Source organism: Kitasatospora sp. NPDC024654, assembly GCF_055559155.1.
In genome coordinates this window covers 1-18,376 of the sequence record NZ_JBVHLF010000110.1, presented here as the reverse complement: position 1 = coordinate 18,376, position 18,376 = coordinate 1, and the positions used below count along the sequence as shown (strand labels likewise).

Here is an 18,376-nt window from a genome sequence, read left to right as displayed (position 1 = left end):
ATCATCAGGGGTCGCGTCCGCTGCTTCCCCACCGGGGCGCCCTCCCGCCAGCCCTCAGGTCATCTCATGATCCGAGAACGCATCGGCCCTGGGTGGTGGCCCGCCACCATCCGTGCCGCCACCGTCGTGCATCACCATCACAACCTGCACCAGCACGACCACCGGCACTCGCGTACTCCCCGGCCCCGAGAACGTCGGGATGGGGCTCGGGTCCCACGTTGTCGAGGTCGCCGACGCCACCAAGGCCGACGAGTAGCTGCTGAGTTTCGAGAGCACCTCGGGTGCTCGCCGGTGATTCCCAGCGTTCGAACAACAGGCGCAAGCAGCCAGCACAGGGATGCGTGCTCACCCCGTGCCACACGCGCGTGGGACAAGCGGCCGTGCAGGGCGATCCCTCGTTCGGCCGTGGTGGGGGCGTGTCTGCCTGTCTCATCGTCAATGCGACGTATACATCGCATGTTGTCAGTTCTTCACAGCTCTCGGTCTTACTGATCCCAGACCATCGCAGCTCGTTGTTGGGACGTGGGCCGTGGCACTGGTTGCGAGGAGAGAGCGATGCGTCTGGCTGGTCTACGCGAGTCCGCAGGTGAGCCTGCACCTTGCGGTCCGAGGTTCGAAAGCAGTGGGCCGTGGCCCAGGCCATGGGTACGGGCCTGTGCGGCCGGACTGGCCCTGATGGCCGGCCTGGTCGGGCCGGTGCTGACCCCGTCAACGGCCATGGCCGCTGCGAGCCAGAAGGGCTACGTCGTCAACGCGTTCAGCAACACAGTGATGGTGTTCGACACTGCCACCAATACCGCGATGACGACCATCCCCGTCGGCACCACCCCGGACGACGTCGAGGTCACCCCGGACGGCAAACATGTCTACGTCGCCAACCGCTGCTCGGACAACGTGTCGGTGATCGACACCTCGACGGACACCGTCACCACCACCATCCCCCTGCCTGCCGGCGACCAGCCGGTCGATGTGGCGATCACTCCGAACGGCCGTCACGCCTACGTCCTCTCCTACCCGAACGACCTCTCGGTGATCGACACCACCACCAACACCGTCACCACCGACATCCCCCTCCCCACGGGCAGCGATCCGCGATTCGTCGCGATCACGCCCGACGGCAAGCACGCCTACGTCACCGAGTTCGGACTCGGTCAGGTGCAGGTGGTCGATACCGGCACCAACACCATCACCACCACCGTCACCGGCTTCATCCAGCCTTCGGGGGTCGCGATCACCCCGGACGGCCTTCACACCTACGTCAGCGACTTCTCCGCCAACAACGTGTCGGTGATCGACACCACCACCAACACTGTGGTTGGCTCCCCCATCCCCGTCGGCAACTCCCCATACGGCATCGCGATTACCCCGGACGGCCTCCACGCCTACGTAGGCAATATCAACGACGCCACGGAGTCGGTGATCGATACCACCACCAACACCGTCACTACGACCGTCACCGTTGGCAGCAGCCCCTACAAGCTCGCGATCAACCCCGACGGCAAAGACGTCTACGTCACCAACCTCGGCTCGAACAGCGTGTCGGTGATCGACACCGCCACCAACACCGTCTCCAACTACAGCCTCAACAGTCCGTTCGGTGTCGCGATCACCCCGGTCAGTCAGCCCTCCTCCCTGACTATCAGCAAGACGCACAGCAAGAACTTCACGCGCGGCGAGCGGGGCGTCTACACCATCACCATCGGCAATGCCGGGCCCGGACCGACCGACGGTACGACCGTCACCGTCCACGACACCCTCCCCCCGCGGCTCACTGCCCGCCGCATCAGCGGGGATGGATGGACGTGCGACCGGACCACCCTCACCTGCACCCGCAGCGACATCCTGAGGGCCGGCAGCAACTACCCGCCCATCACGCTGACGGTCGAGGTCTCCTGCGACGTCCCGCGCCAGGTCACCAACACCGCCACAGTCAGCGGTGGTGGTGGCGGCACTGCCACCGCCACCGACCCGACCACCATCAAGCGCGAAGCAGAACACTGCGACCGCCACCACCACGGGTAGGTCCAGGGCGCTGGTAGTTCAGCGGGGGCGGGCACCCGTCCCCGCTGCCGTCTCGCTACGGCTGGAGCGATGCCCGCTGCCTGTCAGCGCGGGATCGAAGATGCTGTGAGGCCCAGACGGAAGGCAGAGGAAGGCACTGCCAAGGCGGGCCGGGTCCCAGAGGGAAAGCCGGCCCCGGCCGCGGCGACGGCCGAGGACTCGACGAGGTTGGCAAACGGGCCGACCGGCGATCAGCAGCCGGGCCCAGCGATCCCCTGCCACCCGGCGCCACTTGCAGGTCCCGCCGACGAATGCGCCCGTCACCTTCGCCCGACAGGCTGCGGTCCGTGCGTGTCCATTTCCTCAGGCGGCCTCGGGCCGCTCATAGCGCGCGTGGCAGCGGCTCGGACGACTCGATGACCTCGAGCAGGGGCTTCTCGACGACCGGGACCACCTCGCCCACGGTCACCTCGCGGCTCAGCTCGTTGGAGAGCGAGGTCACACCAGCGTGGCGGATCCCGCACGGCACGATCCGGTCGAACCACGTGTTGTCGGGACTGCAGTTGAGCGCGAAGCCGTGCCTCGTCACGCCCCTGGCGACCCGGATCCCGATCGCGGCGAGCTTGCGATCCTGGCGCCGCTGCCCCGCGTTGAACGGAGCGGCGCTGTCACGTTGATGAGCGCGTGTCAGGCTGAGGGTGTGCCGGGGTGCGGTGGGGTGCCTGGGTCAGGCCGTGGTGGGCAGGCCGATGGTCTCGGTGACGTGGTCCCAGATGGTGAAGCGGAGGGTCATCTCGAGTCGGTGTTCGGCGGCGGTCAGAAGGTGACGTCGGGGTCGGAAGTGGGGTGAGATGCCGCTAAACGCGGACAGGAACCGTTGCGTGGATCCGGGTGAGCGGAAGCCCTTCATGGCGCGTTCGCGCTGGCGGGTGGGCTGGTGGGAGTTCTCGGCCCGGTTATTCAAGCCCTTGTGCGAGCGGTGCTCGACCGAGGCCATGAGCTCGCGGTGCGCGACCGGGTAGCTCTTCAGCTTGTCGGTGACCAGCACCCGCGGAACGCGCCGCTGTTTCTTCATCAGCCTGGCCATGAACCGCTTGGCGGCCTTCGCGTTCCGGCGGGACTGGACAAGGATGTCCAGGACGTTGCCGTGCTGGTCGACGGCCCGCCACAGGTAGTGCCGCACCCCGCTGATCTTCACGAAGACCTCGTCGAGATGCCACTTGTCGCCGGCCGCGGGCCGCCGCCGGCGCAGCCCGTCCGCGTAGACCTGCCCGAACTTGGCGCACCAGCGGCGCACCGTCTCGTAGGAGACGATCACGCCTCGCTGCAGCATCAGCTCCTCCACCTCGCGGAACGACAGCGGAAAGCGGAAGTACAGCCACACGCAGTGCGCGATGACCTCCACCGGGTACCGGTGGCCCCTGTACGACGGCGACACGCTCTCCACGACAGGACCCTCCCAGCCACAACCAACCCGGAGATCATCTCACTCATCGATCAACGTGACAGCACCTGCGCACATTGGTGTGACCGACGTCCCTGGCCAGCAGCCGCGTGGTCAGGGGCTGCCCGGGCCGGTACCGGGGCAGCGTGTGCACGATCCGCTCATGCAAGGTGGGCGCGGCGGGCGGGGCGCTCTCACCCGGGACCGGGCCGGCGGTAGGCGGCGTATCGTCCTCGCCCCGGCGTTGAGAGGGCACCGTGCCCGGTGAGGGAGCAGTCGGACCGCGCTCGCCTCGCGCGCCGGCCGGCCGGTCGCTTTCGGTTGACGTCGAGAAGAGCTGCTCGTCTGTCGCCGGGGCGCCGTGTTGCCGGGCCTCCTGCGCCTGCGCCGTCACCCGGCTGCCCGCCTCCGACGGCCGTGTGTCGGCGTGTTCGGCCACAGGCTCGCCGGGGCTGTCGGTGCCGGCCGCGGGAGCCGGCCGGGGCGCATCGCCCGCGTCAGGGGTCTCGGGGGCCGGTGCCTTGTGCGGCGCGGGGGTCTGTGCACGGGCGTCGAGCCCGGGCAGTGGTGGCACGCTTTCCAACCACTGCCGCAGCGTGCGCGTTTGAGCGATGTAGGCCTCGGCCCGTTCTTCGAGCCTCCTGAGGACAGCAGCGGCCGCCGGAGGATCGGCCAAGGCTGCTTCCCAGGTCAGGCTGATCCTGTCCATGGCCGCCACCCTAGGACCCACGCCGCAGCGTGCGGCCACCCACAGGCATATCTCCACCCTGACGAGTGATCCCCCCGCCGTGATGCGGCGGCTCGAACCCACAGGGCGTCAGCAAAGCGCTGGCGCAACCGCATCACGGCGCCACGCGCAGTCCTGCGTGCGGCCTGCCACTCGAACGCACCCCGCCCAGATGCCATTCCAATAGCAGCAGAGGGAGGGTGGAGACATGGACGTGCCGCGCCTGCCCCCACCGCGCCTACGAAGAGTCGCCCACGTCGTGCTGCTCGACCGCGCGGGCCAGCGCGTACTGTTGCACCGCCGCGGTGGGCTCTGGTGTCCTGCACAGACCGAGGTCCACGCCGGGCAGTCCTACCAGGACGCCGCCCGCCGTGCCGCGCTCGCGTGGTGGGGACTCCACGAGGCGCGTATCGCGAAAGTGACCGGACGTACCTGGGCCCCATCCCGGGAACCGGGCACGCGCACCGAGCGGTGCCTGCTCCTCGCCCTGCTCCCGACCGATGTACCGCCCCCCACCGGCGCCGATCCCGGCGCCGGCCCGATGCGCTGGTGGGCACTCGAACACCTGCTGAGCCACGATGCGGCCACCAGGCCGATCGAGCTCGGGGCCTTCCTCGACGGCTACCTGCACGGATGGCTGCCCGACGGCCAGCACACCCTGGACTGGTAACGGCATACCGCCATCGTTCACCGGTTCGGGGGACAACGCAGCCACCGAGCTTTGCGCCCGCCCGCCAGACCGTTACGGTCCCGACCGTGGAAACTCTTCGGTCCTGGCGCGATGTGAAGACCCCGGCCGAGGCGGAGGCACTGCGGGCGGAGTTCGACCGGCGCGCCACAGCAGCCGCCGCCGAGGCACGCATGTACGAGCAGCTGCGCGACGCGGTGGCCGACATCCCGCGCCTGGGACGTCTCTGGGACGACCTGGTCGCCAACCCCCCGGACCTCACCGTGGCTCTGCCCGGCGCCGCCATCACCGCCCAAACTCCCGCGCCCGAACCGCAGCTGGACGCCGGGAAGATCCTGGCCCTCATCGCCCAGGCACCCCAGCGGCTGTGGTCCGCCGAGGACGTACGCGTGGCAATCGGCGCACAGTCGCGCCGGCAAGTCCGCAACGTGCTACGCGACCTGGTCACCCAAGGCCTGCTGGAAGAGGTCCAGCGCAAGGCCCGCCACGTCCTGTTCCGCGTCCCAGCCGATGGTGCCAGGCAACAAAGCAGATAAAATTCGCCTTCAGCGATTTCTCGTATTGGACGACCAAGTCCGCTTCGACGTCGAGCCGACTGCCGCTGGCAGTGGCAATCGTGTTCACCTTGAGCTCTTGCCCTGCTGGCGGCTACCTCTTCTTCGAAGAAGATCCTCCCTCTCGTCACAAGGTTCCCCTCGATCGTCACCGCCGCCTTGGCAGCCATCGGAGCGTAGATGGTCGCTTCGTCTTCTGTGTTACGGGCGGGGATTCAGGGCCCGCCACAGACGGACTACTCCTCGATTGGACGTCCGGTGTCGAGGCCGAACGGCGTCCAGACGATCCTGGCCTCGACCATTCCCTGCTGACCGACGGAGAAGAGACTGACGCCGAATCTTCCCTTGGGGACCGGAATTGTGGCACCGTGACGTGTCGCCAGCAACCCTGCCTGGTCCCCCGTGGCAAGGGTGAACTGTGCGCTGGCGTTCTCCTCCTGGCCGGTCCACAGAAGCGCCCGCTTCGAATGACCCACAGTGCTGGCAAGTTTCAGGAGGGTGACGGTCAGGAATCCCGGGGTCTGTGTGACATAGGACTTCCGGATGGTGTCGTTCGCGCTTGTCGTGAAGAGTACCTGCTGCTCCCCCAGAATTAGGGTTTCCTTTTCGGCAGTGAGTTTCCCCTTCACAACGGTGTCGCCTGCGACGGTGAGTTGGCCGCCGGCAGTGAGTGTCTTCTCGCTCGCGATGGTGACGTTGTCCTGGAACGTTACTTTTCCGGTGACGAGGAGGTCGCCTACGACCGTCATCCCGCCGTTGGCGGTCAGTGGTGCGTAGATGGTCGCCCCGCCGGCTGTGATGAGGGCTCCGCGGGGGACGGTGGTGATGGCGAAGGATCGGATCGCGATGTTCGTCGAACCGCCTGTATGGGCTTTTCTCATCCTCAGGCGCACATAGCGGGCGGTCACAGGAGTTGTGGAAGTGTAGTCGGTGCTCCCTGCAGAGATAACGAAGACAGAGGGAAGCCAAATTTTGTCCTCGTTCGCGCACTCCAAGACGCATTCGGGGAGACGGAGCTGGCCACCGGGCGTGCCGAGGACGAGTTCGACCTTGGTGAGTTGGCGTTCACTGCCGAGGTCGATCTGTACCCAGTCGTTGGCCTGGGGGTGGATTGCGCTCTGCCAGTAGGTGTTCGGGTTGCCGTCGACCATGGCGGAGGGGAGGTGCCGGGTGCCGTCTTCGCTTGTGGAGAAGCCGAGGTTGGTGGTGGCGGTGCCGGGACCGTTGCCGATGTCGAGGATGCGGTTGACCGTCAGGTCGCGGGTAGTGAGGTCCTGGGGGGCGACGGTGACGGTGGTGGTGAGGGTGTGGGTGAGGGTGGCGCCGCCGGGGGTGGTGATTTCGGCTTGGAGCATGAAGCCGGTGGTCTGATGGAGCGGCGGGGAGGTCCAGCTGATGCCGGCGACCGGTTCACTCTCCCGGTCCCAGAACATGGTGTATTTCGTGCGGCCGTCCCCGCCTCCCGTCTGCCAGGTCAGGGCGACCGTTGCCCCGTTGTCTACTAGGAACGGGGTCGGTGTCAGGTTGCGCAGGTAGAAGTCGTGCGGCGCTTTGATCACCGGCGCGAGGTTGGTTTTGTTCTCGGATGCGGTCATCTCGGTGACGCCGATCGTCACCGCGCCTTCCACCTTGTTCACGGTGAAGCCGGTCACCCGCAAGGTGAGCCGCCAGTTGGTGGGGAGGGTGATGGGTGCGATTTGGGGCGCCAGCGTGACGGCCAGAACAGTGCCGTTTTCTTGCAGCTCCTTCTTGGTCTCCCAGTCGCTGGCGTCATCCCCTTCTGGGACGGTGCGGATGGGGTCGGTGCTGGTGAGTTCCGCCAGGTCGTTCTCGCCGGACCCGATGGGGATCTTGAAGGTGATGCTGCGGCAGCTGACTGCCGCGTCCTTGTTACCGGTGATGGTGAAGATCAGCGTGCCGGGGATGGGCCTGGACGGTGTGCTGACGTTCAGCGGATCGGGGTCGGTCTCTACTTCGTAGTTCAGCAGTGTGTCGGTGGCGAGGGCGCGCACGGCCATGTCGGTGGTTGCTCCTTGGTGGTGGGCTGGCGGGTTAGTCGTGGCGGGGGCGCAGCTGGAGGTAGCCGGCGCGGGCGGTGGGTACGGGGTCGTCCAGGTAGGCGGATTTGTCGGCGGGCAGGATGGGCAGGCGGGCCCAGTGGGGGACGCCGGTTGCTTGTGCGAGGGGTTCGGCCCAGGTCCAGTTGCCGAACCAGGCGGCGGGGCGGGGCATGACGAGGCCGTTGTCGCCGGCGTTGGTGGTGGCGGTGAAGGAGCGGATGGCGATGGGTGCCGTGGTGGATGCGGTGAAGCGGATGCGGATGCGGGCGGCCATTACCGGCGCGGCGGGGGTGTAGTGGATCTCCGTGCCGGCCGGGTAGGTGGCGTGCTCGGTCCAGCCGGTGGCTTCGGTGAAGGTCTCGAGGACGCAGGCGGGCAGCGGGTGGGCGCCCATGGGGTCGCCGGGGTAGAGGTCGACCTGGGTGATGTCCGGTTCGGCGTCGTGACCGAGGTCGAGTTCGATCCACTCTCCTTGCGCTGCGGGGTGTTCGCTGAGGTAGTGGCTGCCCAGGTTGCCGTCGAGGAGGTGGACGAGGTGGTGTCCGGGCGCTTCGCCGAGGGCCGGTGACGCGGCGGCGGTTTGCTCGCCTGCCCGGGTGGGGGCGAGCAGGGGGTCGAGCCGGAAGGACGCCTCGATCCGGGTCAGGGCCTGCTGGACGAGGTCGGAGTCGAGGGTGAGGTCGGCCACGGGGAGGATGTCGGTGGTGGCGTGGATCGCGGTGTGCGGGTCGGCGAGCAAGGTGAGGTGGTGGATGACGGGTGGGGCGTCGCTGGGGGTGGCGGGCAGGGCCAGGTCGGCCCCGTTGGTGATGGGGGTCAGGTAGGGGTGGGTGACGAGGTCTTCGGCGACGATGCTGAGCTGTGCGTAGTCGGTGGTGCCGCCGGGGCCCTGGGGGCTCGCGTAGTAGCCGATCAGGCCGTCGGTCAGCAGCTCGGGCGCACCGAGCCGGACGGGCCACCGGTAGCTGAGGTATTCCGCCGGCTCGGGGTCGAGGATCTTCCCCCAGGCGGGTGTGGTCAGGGGCGGGCCCTGGAGCTGGACTTCGAGTTCGGCGCGGACGAGGGCGACGGGGCGCCCGATCAGGCGGGCCGGGCTGCGGTCGGTCTGGGGCGATCGGTCGGTGACGGACTGGAGGGACTGGTCGATGGTGTGCACCAGGGCCTCGAACGCGCCGGGGGCGTCGGCGTGGTCGAGCAGGGCGGTGAGCATCGCGGCCAGCTGCGGGAAGTCGTCCCTGAAGCCCTGGTCCGAGGGATGCCGGTAGGGGGCGTGCGGGAGCATGGTCCAGGCGAGGCGGGTGCCCTGGCCGACGACGCGCAGCTCACCGAGGGGTGCGCCGTTGGGCGCGTACACCAGGAGTGTGCGGTCGAGGTGGTTGAGCATCAGCCAGCCGACGACGGGCGTCTGCCCGGGGTCGCCGGCGGGGGGCAGGCCGGGGTAAGCGGCGTCGTCCCTGGCGCGTACGGCCTCCAAGCGTACCCGGGCGGGCTGCATCAGCCGTGGCGGCAGCTGGATGAAGCGCCAGCCGTCGTTGGGCGGCTGCCCCTCTTTGGTGTACAGCGGCTTCGTGGGGTCGGGGCGGACACTGCGGGCTTTCAGCGGTTGCGGCTGCATGGAGGCCGGGTCTTGGCTGTTGAGGGCCATGAAGTCGAAGGTGCGGCCGAACCGGTCGATCATCTGCAGCCTGTTGAAGTAGAACTGGCCGGCCCGCACGGGCTGGAAGTGGTCCTGGTCGGGCTGGTTCGGGGGGCCTGGCTGCGGGACCCGCAAGGCATCGCCGAAGAGTGCGGGGTCGGCGTCCTGAGCCGAGGGGACGAGCCGTGCGGTGCCGTCCTGTTCGAGCAGCCAGTCGTTGAAGCCGTCCAGGGTCTGGGACAGCACGTCGAGTTCGGCGTAGTGGTCGAGCAGTCCGGACAGGCCCTGGGTCTCGGTGGGGGAGAAGGTGTTCAGGTAGCGCTTGGCCTGTTCCCTGAGCACGTAGGCGGTGGTCGGGGCGAGGAAGGAGCGTCCCTGGAACACCGGCCAGCGGTGCTCGTCACCGCCCATGGACAGGGCGTTGGTCCCGTTCCATGAGTACTTCGTGCCGTCGAAGGTCCAGTTGTCGGTGGTGTCGGTGCGGAAGGGTGTGGCGCAGTAGCGGATGTCCCATTGGAGGTACATCGGGGTCCAGGGCTGTTCCCACATGCCGGTGTACTCGGGCAGCGCGCCGGTGATCATGGAGTCGCGGTCGCCGAGGGCGACTTCGAGCGCGGTGATGCCGGAGGCCGTGTCGGAGGTCCAGGCCGCCTTGTCGAGGAGGGCGAACTCGGCGATGAGGGTCGCGCACACCGGGGGGAGGCCGGCGAGGTTGGGCTTGGGTGCGTTGGGGTCGGGGCGGGCGGGGGCGTTGTTGATCGTGATGGATTCGAGCAGGGCGGACGGCAGGCGGCAGGGCAGCGGATCGTCGGTGTCCCGGCCGAGGGGCTGGCTGGCGCCGCTGCCCTCGATGACGACGACCGGGTCGGCCGGGCTGTGGTAGGTGTCGCGGGCGATGCGCTTGAGAAGGAGCCCTTCGGGCAGGTCGCGGGCCCGCGCGTAGGCCGTGATGCGTTCTGCGAGTTCTTCCGGTGTGTTGCCGACGGGCAGGCCGGGCGTGCCGTTCTGGCCCTGGCGGAGCGCGGTGAGTCGGTCCAGGTCCGCCTTCACCTGTGCGGCGGGGGTGCCGGAGCCGGAAGGGTTGAGCTGCCGGTCCGCCTCGGTGTCGAAACCTGAGGGGTGGGTGCCGTTGCCGTCGACGGGCAGGTTCCGCAGCCACCACACGTCCCACAGTCGGGCCCGGGTGCGGGCGAGCCGGTCCGCGGTCTCGTCGTACTCGGTCTGGGTACGGTTGAGTTCGTCCAGCCAGTCGGGGATCTGCGGCAGCTGCTCTTGAACGTCACGTTCGGGGTCGGGGACGATCTGCCACAGGTGGCCGCCTTCGCTGCCCGCGTACCAGGCGCGCCGGGTGGCCTCGTCCAGTTCGACGGCGCCGTCCGGCAGGCCGTAGCTCTCGATGGTGCCGTTGAACAGGGCCTTGACGAGTTCACCGGTTTCTGCCGAGCGGGTTTGCCGGCTGATGAGCTCTGCGGCGGCATCGGCGGTGCTGTGGCCGACGGTGAGCTTGACCCTGTCGTTGGTGGGCTTGCGCGAGGTCGGGGCGGGGTCGTTGTACCGCCAGGGGATGTGCAGGGCGGTGCCGTAGTAGCGCGTGTCGGTGAGCCGGGAGCTGTCGCCGTTCGCCGCCCATCCCAGGGCGCGAAGCACGGCTTCCATGCTGGTGTCGGGCTGGTCCGGGGTGCCGGGTTTGGGCGGGAGGAGGCCGGGGATGTCGGCGGCGCGCTTGAGGATGTCCGCCCCGGGGTGGGCGTACCAGCCGATGACGGCGTAGCTCAGGTCGTTGTCGGGGGCGTAGTGGAAGCCGCCGGCGTCCGCGAGGTCCTTGAGGGTGTCATGGAAGCAGAAGACGTCCATGTGGTAGCTGGCGAACGCGGCGAAGGCGGGCAGGCCCGGACCGATCGCGGTGAGGAACGGCACGCGCTGCTCGGGCTCCCTCCAGGGGTCGGTGACGGTCAGCTCGTGGTGGCGTCCGATCTTGTCCAGGTGGAGGGGCACGGTCTGGCCGTCCGCGCTGCGGTCGGTGAGGTACCAGCTGGTGCCCTTCTGCCAGCTGTCTTCGTAGTCGCTGAGCGGTAGGTAGTCGCTGTGCACCACCCAGCCCTTGGCCTGCCGGGCGCCGTTGGTGTCGTTGTGGTAGCGCACCACGAGCCAGCGGTTGGGCACCAGGGGGAAGGTCGTGTCACCCGTGGAGGCGTCGTAGTGGCCTCGGGCGAGTGCCTCGGGCAGCTCCCACTGGATGTGGACGCCGTCCATGGTCGTCGCCTCTTGGGCGTCCAGCGGCTCGGGACTCTGCGCTTCGTTCAGCATGCGACCGAACTTTGGGGTCCAGCGGGTGAATTCGCGGCTGCCGAGCGGCTTGGTGACGATGAGGGTGCGCAGGCGCACCGGGACGATCAGGTCGGTGTCAGGCATTGCGGCCTCCGGCTGCGGGCACCAGCTTCTGCTCGAGCGGCGCGTTGATCATTTCGAGGGCGAACTCGCTGGGGCTCAGCGGGGAGTTGCCGTCCCTGTCGAACTGCCGCGACAGTGCGGGGACGAGGCCGGTGTCACCGTCGAGCAGGTTCAGCACGTGGTGCGCTCCGGGGCGCAGGTGGTGGGTGAAGACCGTGGTGTTGTCGGTCGGCCAGTCGATGCGGTTGGGGGCGCCGAGTTCGGCGTCTTCTGTGGCTTCGAGGTGGCGTAGGGAGAGTTTGCCGCCGGAGGTGACGCCGAAGTGGATGCCTTCGCCGGGTTCGCGGATGACGATCTCGTCGGGGACGTCGTCGAACAGGAGGAGCAGGACGTCGGGTGCGGGGTGGTCGCGGCGCAGTTCGGCCAGCACCTGGCCGTCGCGTTTGGCGGTGAGGTCGAATTCGGGCCAGGCGGGGACGAGGGCGGAGCGCAGCAGCAGGCCGGCGGCGGGGGGTGTGTTCAGGGTGCGGGCCGTGATGGCGGCCTGCAGGGTGTCGTCGAGTTGCTGGTCGAGGCTGGTGTGCACACCGACGCTGCGGGCGCCGTTGCGCAGGGCCTCCAGCCAGCCTGGGTCGATGCGGAACAGCCGCAGTGACTCGGGGGGCAGCATGCGCGGGTCGGGCACGAGGTAGCCGAAGGGGATGCCGTGCAGCCGGTCGAGGCGTTCCATCCAGGCGGGCAGGCCGTTGGTGTGCCGCTCGGCCGTGTGCATCAGGGCAGTGCGCTGGGCGGTCATGCCGAGCAGCAGCCGGCGGTCGGCGCGGTTGCGCCGCGCCGGGGTTGGTAGTGGGGGCGGTTCCTCTTCCAGCAGGTCGTGTTGTGGGGTGGCCAGGGCGCGGTGGATGTCGCCGCTGCGATGGGCGAGGGTGCGTAGCCAGCCGAGGTTGGGGCGCAGCTGGGTCTCGGGGTCGCCGGTCGTGCGGCCCGGTGCGGGGGTGGCGAGTCGGGCGCGCGTCGGGTCGGCGGCGATCGCCATCAGAGCGACGGCCTGGTTGGACAGTTCGCGGCGGGCGCGGACGAGATCGGCGCTGTAGTCGGGGTCGGCGAGGGCGAGGGTGCGACCCAGCGTCCAGGCCGAGGCGTAGCTGACGTCGTAGAGGCCGTAGTCCTTGTCGTAGATCAGGGCGTGGTCGGCGGTGGTCCGCGTTTCCGGTTCGGGGTCGTAGCCGCTAGGGAGTGGCTGGGCGGTGACGGGGGTGCACGGGCCGCGGTACCAGGCGTAGCTGAGTTCACCGGAGAGCAGCCGCTGCGGTACCGGTGCGTAGCCGCGTTCGAGCCGGTCGCGGGCGTATCGATCGTGGTCATCGGCGGCGGCGCTCTGCGGGATGGGTTCCAGACGCAGGGCGAGGCGCTCGGCGCTACCGGCCTCGCCGAGGCTGGGGGCAACCAGCTGCTTGAGCAGGCCCTCCGGGTCGAGCGTCGCGGTGTGGTCGTTGGTGAACGACCACGACCACAGGGCGGCGAGACGGATGTGCGTGGCACCGTCACCGAAGCTGCCGTCGAGGGCGCCGTCGTGGCCTTCGAGTGAGACGAGGTGGACGGCGCGCGCACCGACTCGGTCGCGGGCGAAGCGGCTGCCGGTGACGACGGCGAACGAGCCCTCGGTGAGCTTCTCGCCTCCGGCGCGCACGAGGTTCGCCGGGTGGACGTCACGGACGTGGGCCAGGTAGGCCAGTTCGTCCTTGCGCGGCATGAGCGCGCGGAAGAGTGCCACGGGGACGTCGATGGTGCGGCAGGTCGACTCGGCGGTCCTCGGATCGAGGTCGCCGAGGCGGATGGCGGGCGGCTGGACGGTGGACTCGTCCGGTTCGCACAGCTTGGCGACGGGGCGGGACGTAGCGAGGCCCACGGCCTCGGGGTCGTCGTCGGGCAGTTCGCCCTCCTCGAACACCAGCAGGGCCAGCCAAGGGGTGACGGCGCCACTCCTGGTCCAGTGCAGGTCGCGCTCCCACGGCAGGACGGAGCGGGTCAGGGTGATGTGCGGCAGGACGGTGCGGTAGTCCCCGCTGGAGCCGGGCGGCGGGTAGACCGCCTGCACGGAAGCCTCGTCGAGAACGAACTGGGCCGCCCGCACCTCGAACGGCGCTTCGACCTTGGGCAGCGGGGCGCTGGTGGTGATGTCCTGGGAGCCTTTGAGGAGCTTGTGCTCGGCGGTGACGGTGTAGACGCCGGCCTGGATGCCGGGGACCAGATGGTCGTAGAAGGTGACGTCGAGGTCGGGTCCGGTGGCCACGAAAGGCCCCTCTCTCTAGCGGGCGGTCGTGGTCAGGGGACGCGAGACGAGGTAGTCGCGGACGTTGTCCGCGTACTGGGGCAGAGAGGCGCCGGAGGCTCCGGGGGCCAGCCCGAGCCGGTGCAGGGCGCCGTAGGCGGCGGCACGGTTGGCCCTGGTGGCCGCGTTGATGCCGCCAGCGATGGTCTCGATGCTGTTGACGGGGTCCATGGCCGGGGACGGGCCCTGCGCAGCGCCGTTCCGCAGCGGCGTGTGGCCGGGCGGGTTCACGGCGGTGACGCTGAGGGCCTGGGAGGTGACCGGTCCCAGCTCACCGGTGCTGCTGGGCTCGGGAACGGCCAGGCGCAAGCCGGACAGCCGATCCGAGAGCAGGGCATCGCCCTCGTCGAGAGCATCGCCGGGCCGCTCGAGCGGCGTTCCCCACAGGGCAGCCGGGACATCGCGCCGCACGACCTCGATGTCCAGGCCCTCGTAGGGGGTCTGACTCGTGCCCTTGGTGACGGTGATCCGGAACTGCGAGGTGATGCTGCCCTGTTCCCGCATCGGCCGGATGCTGATCTTGTCGTCCGGTGCCTGGGCCGACTCGTACACCCTGCCGTTGAGGTAGATGTGCGTGGCCGGGATGACCGTCTCGACCAAGGCGGCGAACCCGGCGGCGGCGATCAGCACGGGGGCCTGCTCGGCCCGGCGGGCGGCGAGTTCGCCCGCCTCGACGTCGGCGAGCAGTCCGGACAGTGGCGTGATGCTCAACGGCTCGGGCAACTGCTCACGGACTTCCGGCCACGTGGCCGCGTCCAGCTGCGGCCGCTTGGCACCGATGTCGAAGCTGAACGAGACGAACCACACCTTGACGGTGACCCGGCCACCGAACGGCGGCAGCCACAACGCCAGGTTGATGCCGACCTCGATGGAGACCCGGACCTTGACGAAGAGGACCTTGATGGTGAACGCGACGCCGATGCTGATGCCGAGATCGGCCTCCAGGTAGAACGGCCGCCACTGGATCAGCACATCGACGTAGGCGGTGAACCAAGCGGAGAGCAGACCCTTGGTGTAGGTCGCGGCGAGCCGGCCACCCACCATGAACGCGCTGGGCGTGAGCGCGGTGTAGCCCTCCGCCTTGACCATGATCTTGTCATCGGGGGCCCAGACGAAACCGAGCCGCGGCGGGTCCGGGTAGTGGTCCGGCAGGTTCTCCTTGAACCGGGGGTGGTAGCCACCGGCGGTGATGGCGAAGTCGCCCGCATGCCGGCCGGCCGTCCAGATGTAGATGGCGATGCCACCGGTGAGTTCGACCGACGGGTCGAAGGCGAAGGAACCGCGACCGACCACCGCGTCAAGGGAGAGCAGCCCCTGCGACTGCACATAGGCCAGCTTGAGGTCGATGTTGAGGCGGGCATGGGTGCGCGGACCACCCTTGGGGAAAGTGATCGAAGTGCGGCCGAGCAGCATCACCTTCAGGTCGTCACCGAACTCCACCAGAGCCAGTGCCCGCGCGGTGAGGAACCGGAACGACGTGAACTGCACACCGACCGCACCCCAGTAGCGTCCCTCGGTGGGCCGCACCCAGTCGTTCAGCCGCTCCAGCATCTCGGCCGGTCCGGTGCCGTCCGGACCACTGCCCAGCCGGTTGACCAGCGGAAAGCTCTCGAGCTCCGTGACCTGCGGGACACGTACCGTGCTGTTGACACCGAAGCCCCCGGACAGGCCGGTGACGGTGAACGCGGGCGGGCCGAACAGCGCCCCGCCACTCGGCGCGGCGATCTCACCGAAGAGGAAGACCGAGGACCAGCCGTCGACACTGCGGGCGTAACTGCCGGCCGCCGCCATGGCGAAGAACCCGGTCTCCACCGCGACCGCGCCGGTGAGGTAGATGGCGTACTTCTCGTCGTCACGGACCACCAGGGCACCGGTGACCTTCAGCGGGGACGCGTCGATACGCAGCCCCGCACCCTGGAGCACGGGGGTGAACCGGAAGTCGTTGTCGATGCCGAACCCCAGCCCGACCGTGTCCAACTGGACGGGACCCAGGGCCAGGGTGGCGTCGATGGCGATGAACAGCACACCGCTCCGGTAGCCGAGAACGGCACCGCGGATCCGGACCGGGCCGATCGCGAGCCCATCCAGGTCCTCGCCCTTGGCAGGCTCCTCCCTGACGCGCTCACGCCCCAGCACCAGGGCCTGCCCAGGGCCGGCCCCGACACCCGCACCCCCGCCGCTGCCGAGTGCCGCCGCCCTGCCCCCGGCGTCAGGGCGCAGGACCAGCGGCCCGCCCACCTCACCGCCCACCGTCACCTCGGCCCAGGCCAGCAAGCCGGGCTGCAACGCCCGGTCCAGCAGACGCGGCAGCCGCCCATCGTCGAGCCCGTCGATGACCTCGTTGAGCTGCTCCACCTGCTGCTTGGACCAGGATCCCGAGCAGTAGGCGAACTGCACGCCGGTGAAAACCACATCCCGCTCGTAGGGAATGGCCTCGCCGATCAGCGGCAGCTGGGACGCCCGGGCCCCCAGCTCTCCTCGCACCGCCACCACACGGGAAACCGCCCCCGCGGCACCGGGCACCGACGCCACCACCACCCCCACCCGGTCGACGACCGCCGACAGCACCAGCGATCCCGCCGCAGTCCCCCCGCCCGGCAGGCGGTAGGTGAAAGACATCGAGCTGAGAGAAGGAACGAAAGGCTCCAACTCCGCCGGAATATCGACCCCAAGAGCGGAAGCCAGCTGAGCGAAAGTCAGGGATCGGCCGTCGTCCTCCAGGGACGCACTCAGCTCCCAGCCCCCCGAGCCCGCACTGGCGATCGCGCCACCGAACCAGATACGGGTCTCCTCCTCATCGACAACGAGACGCAGACCCGCCTCCGCTGTCAGGGAGAACTCGTTCTGGTCAGCAGGGCCTGTCCTGCGACGCATGGAGACCAGAAGGTCGGTGACGGTATCACCAAATGTCGCTTCCGTGGCGACAGTGAAATTCCAGTCGGTCGTGTCAGGCCCGGTGAGGATCTCCAGCGTGAGGTTGCGCATGACGAGTCCACGCAACCACCCCGGAATCTCGGAACCCACACCCCACTGCGCGGCGATCCAGTCGATGAGTTCGCCGATCGCGATGTCGGTCGCGCCGCCGCGCAGCCGACGGTAGCCGTTCTCCGCGTACCAGAGAGTGAGTTCGATTTCCTTATCCCCGATGGGCACGGTGTCGCCCACCTGGTCGGATGCAACCGATCCGGGGAACTCGGCCCCGCTCGGCACGGGCGCACCAACGATGCCGTACTTCTGCCGCCTGGAGTCCTTGTTCCAGTCACTCGCGCGCAGCGCCCACGGCGCCACCTGGGTGCCGTGAACCAGCTGGATGTACTTCCTAAGGAAGTCCCTGCCCTCCGTCTGCAGGCTGTTGGGGCACTTGAGATACCTGTCCAGAAGCCTGAAGACGTTCTGCCTGGCGTTGAAATTCTGCTCTCCGATGACGGGAGCGCAGCCGCCCTCGAACTCATCGTGCGGATCGTCGTAGCGCACGCCGCCTTCCGGGCCGATGAACAGATTGGCCGGTAACCACTCGTAGATGCTGAGTACATCGTCCCGCCCATCCGGTGACGGGGCGTTCCTGTCATGCCTGTAAGTAGAGTTGATGAAGTTCTGCGCGAACCGCTCGAAGCCATCGTCAGTGTCTTTGAGGTCCGGATACCGCTTGCGGTTCTGCAAAATCGCGCCGACCAGATTCTGGAGTCCCTCCTTGAGCCTATAGCGGGTCGGTTCGTTGTACTCGTTCTCGATGACCCTGTTCCAGAACTCGATCAGTTTGTTGCACGGCACAATGTGATGCCGCGACAAGCCGATGCCGTCGGCTCCCGGCCCGTCCGGATACCACCGGTCCAAGGCCCTTGCATAGGGGTGGTCCACGCGTTGCGGAGCGGGGGCACGGAGGTTCACGTTCTCTGTCACTGCAGTCCTCCCGGCGGCAACTGCCGCGGTACGCCGATCAGTTCGCCTCGCCTGACCACCATGCCGTCATGTTGGCCACATTCTCGTTTGCCCGGTCTGCTGGTGAGGGTCAGCGCCGGTTCCGCCATCCACTCGTCGCCCAGCAGGGCGGCTGGGTCGGCCACCTTCGATGCATCCCACAGTGCCCCGGCAGCGGTCGGCACCGGCCGCTTGTCACGCCCCAACGGCGCATCGAGCCGTGGCAGATCCCACTCGTCGGCGCTGAGCGTCCAGTCCAGCCGCGAACCGTCGAGCAGATCCCCCGGTACACGCATGAGCCCTCTCCCCGCGCTTCCAAAACGTGCAAAATCCGGCAGTGCCAGCCATGGCCGCCACGAAAGCCCCCAGGTCCCGCGGCAGATCACCCATAGGCGCACAACACCAGCAGTCAACATAGCTCTACCGATCGGTAGCTCAAGCAGAAAAGACATGCGCGATCGACAGAGTCACCCTTTCGAGTGGTAGTTGCCGATATCCGTTGACATTCAGTCAATGCTCTATAGGCACCTGCCTCGATGTTTCACGGCAGCGGCCGGTTGATCTCATGCCTGTGATGTCGCGTTGGTCCGTTCCCGGGGCGGTGTCGGGTAGGACTGCGCGTCGG

Annotated in this window: 10 protein-coding genes and 1 pseudogene; 3 read left to right on the top strand and 8 right to left on the bottom strand. The window is 68.4% G+C overall.

Annotated elements, in window-relative coordinates:
• Positions 1-555: 555 nt before the first annotated feature.
• Complete coding sequence (locus ACZ38L_RS34675; RefSeq protein WP_465701117.1) at positions 556-2,022, top strand: YVTN family beta-propeller repeat protein; 1,467 nt, start codon at positions 556-558, stop codon at positions 2,020-2,022.
• A gap of 361 nt (positions 2,023-2,383) precedes the next feature.
• Here ACZ38L_RS34675 and ACZ38L_RS34670 read toward each other — a convergent pair.
• From ACZ38L_RS34670 to ACZ38L_RS34660, 3 genes and pseudogenes are all read right to left on the bottom strand, one after another.
• A pseudogene (locus tag ACZ38L_RS34670) lies at positions 2,384-2,662 on the bottom strand (lipoyl protein ligase domain-containing protein); the annotation flags it as partial.
• A 66-nt stretch (positions 2,663-2,728) separates the two neighbouring features.
• Positions 2,729-3,448, bottom strand: a complete 720-nt coding sequence (locus ACZ38L_RS34665) for an IS6 family transposase (protein ID WP_465701115.1) — start codon at positions 3,446-3,448, stop codon at positions 2,729-2,731.
• 43 nt (positions 3,449-3,491) lie between these two features.
• Positions 3,492-4,154 (bottom strand): hypothetical protein, encoded by a 663-nt coding sequence (locus ACZ38L_RS34660; RefSeq protein WP_465701113.1) that lies wholly within the window; start codon positions 4,152-4,154, stop codon positions 3,492-3,494.
• Positions 4,155-4,380: 226 nt separating this feature from the next.
• On the opposite strand from ACZ38L_RS34660, the gene ACZ38L_RS34655 reads away from it, so the two are divergent.
• Both ACZ38L_RS34655 and ACZ38L_RS34650 read left to right on the top strand, forming a co-directional pair.
• Positions 4,381-4,842 (top strand): NUDIX domain-containing protein, encoded by a 462-nt coding sequence (locus ACZ38L_RS34655; protein ID WP_465701111.1) that lies wholly within the window; start codon positions 4,381-4,383, stop codon positions 4,840-4,842.
• 86 nt (positions 4,843-4,928) lie between these two features.
• Positions 4,929-5,396 carry a hypothetical protein gene (locus ACZ38L_RS34650; RefSeq protein WP_465701109.1) on the top strand — a complete coding sequence of 156 codons (468 nt, stop codon included), beginning with the start codon at positions 4,929-4,931 and terminating at the stop codon, positions 5,394-5,396.
• Positions 5,397-5,650: 254 nt separating this feature from the next.
• Here ACZ38L_RS34650 and ACZ38L_RS34645 read toward each other — a convergent pair whose 3' ends face one another.
• Genes ACZ38L_RS34645 through ACZ38L_RS34625 form a run of 5 tightly spaced genes read right to left on the bottom strand, consistent with a single transcriptional unit; the run spans position 5,651 to position 18,047 of the window.
• On the bottom strand, positions 5,651-7,432 hold the full coding sequence (locus tag ACZ38L_RS34645) for a discoidin domain-containing protein (RefSeq protein ID WP_465701106.1): 1,782 nt from the start codon (positions 7,430-7,432) through the stop codon (positions 5,651-5,653).
• Positions 7,433-7,466: 34 nt separating this feature from the next.
• Positions 7,467-11,522, bottom strand: coding sequence for a hypothetical protein (locus ACZ38L_RS34640; RefSeq protein WP_465701104.1), 4,056 nt, complete (start codon positions 11,520-11,522; stop codon positions 7,467-7,469).
• On the bottom strand, positions 11,515-13,794 hold the full coding sequence (locus ACZ38L_RS34635; RefSeq protein WP_465701101.1) for a hypothetical protein: 2,280 nt from the start codon (positions 13,792-13,794) through the stop codon (positions 11,515-11,517). The genes ACZ38L_RS34640 and ACZ38L_RS34635 overlap by 8 nt, the downstream gene beginning before the upstream one ends.
• A 15-nt stretch (positions 13,795-13,809) precedes the next feature.
• Positions 13,810-17,733, bottom strand: coding sequence for a DUF6603 domain-containing protein (locus tag ACZ38L_RS34630; RefSeq protein WP_465701099.1), 3,924 nt, complete (start codon positions 17,731-17,733; stop codon positions 13,810-13,812).
• Entirely contained in the window at positions 17,730-18,047 is a 318-nt protein-coding gene (locus ACZ38L_RS34625) for a hypothetical protein (RefSeq protein ID WP_465701095.1), read from the bottom strand. Before ACZ38L_RS34625 ends, ACZ38L_RS34630 begins: the two co-directional genes overlap by 4 nt.
• Between the last annotated feature and the right edge of the window lie 329 nt (positions 18,048-18,376).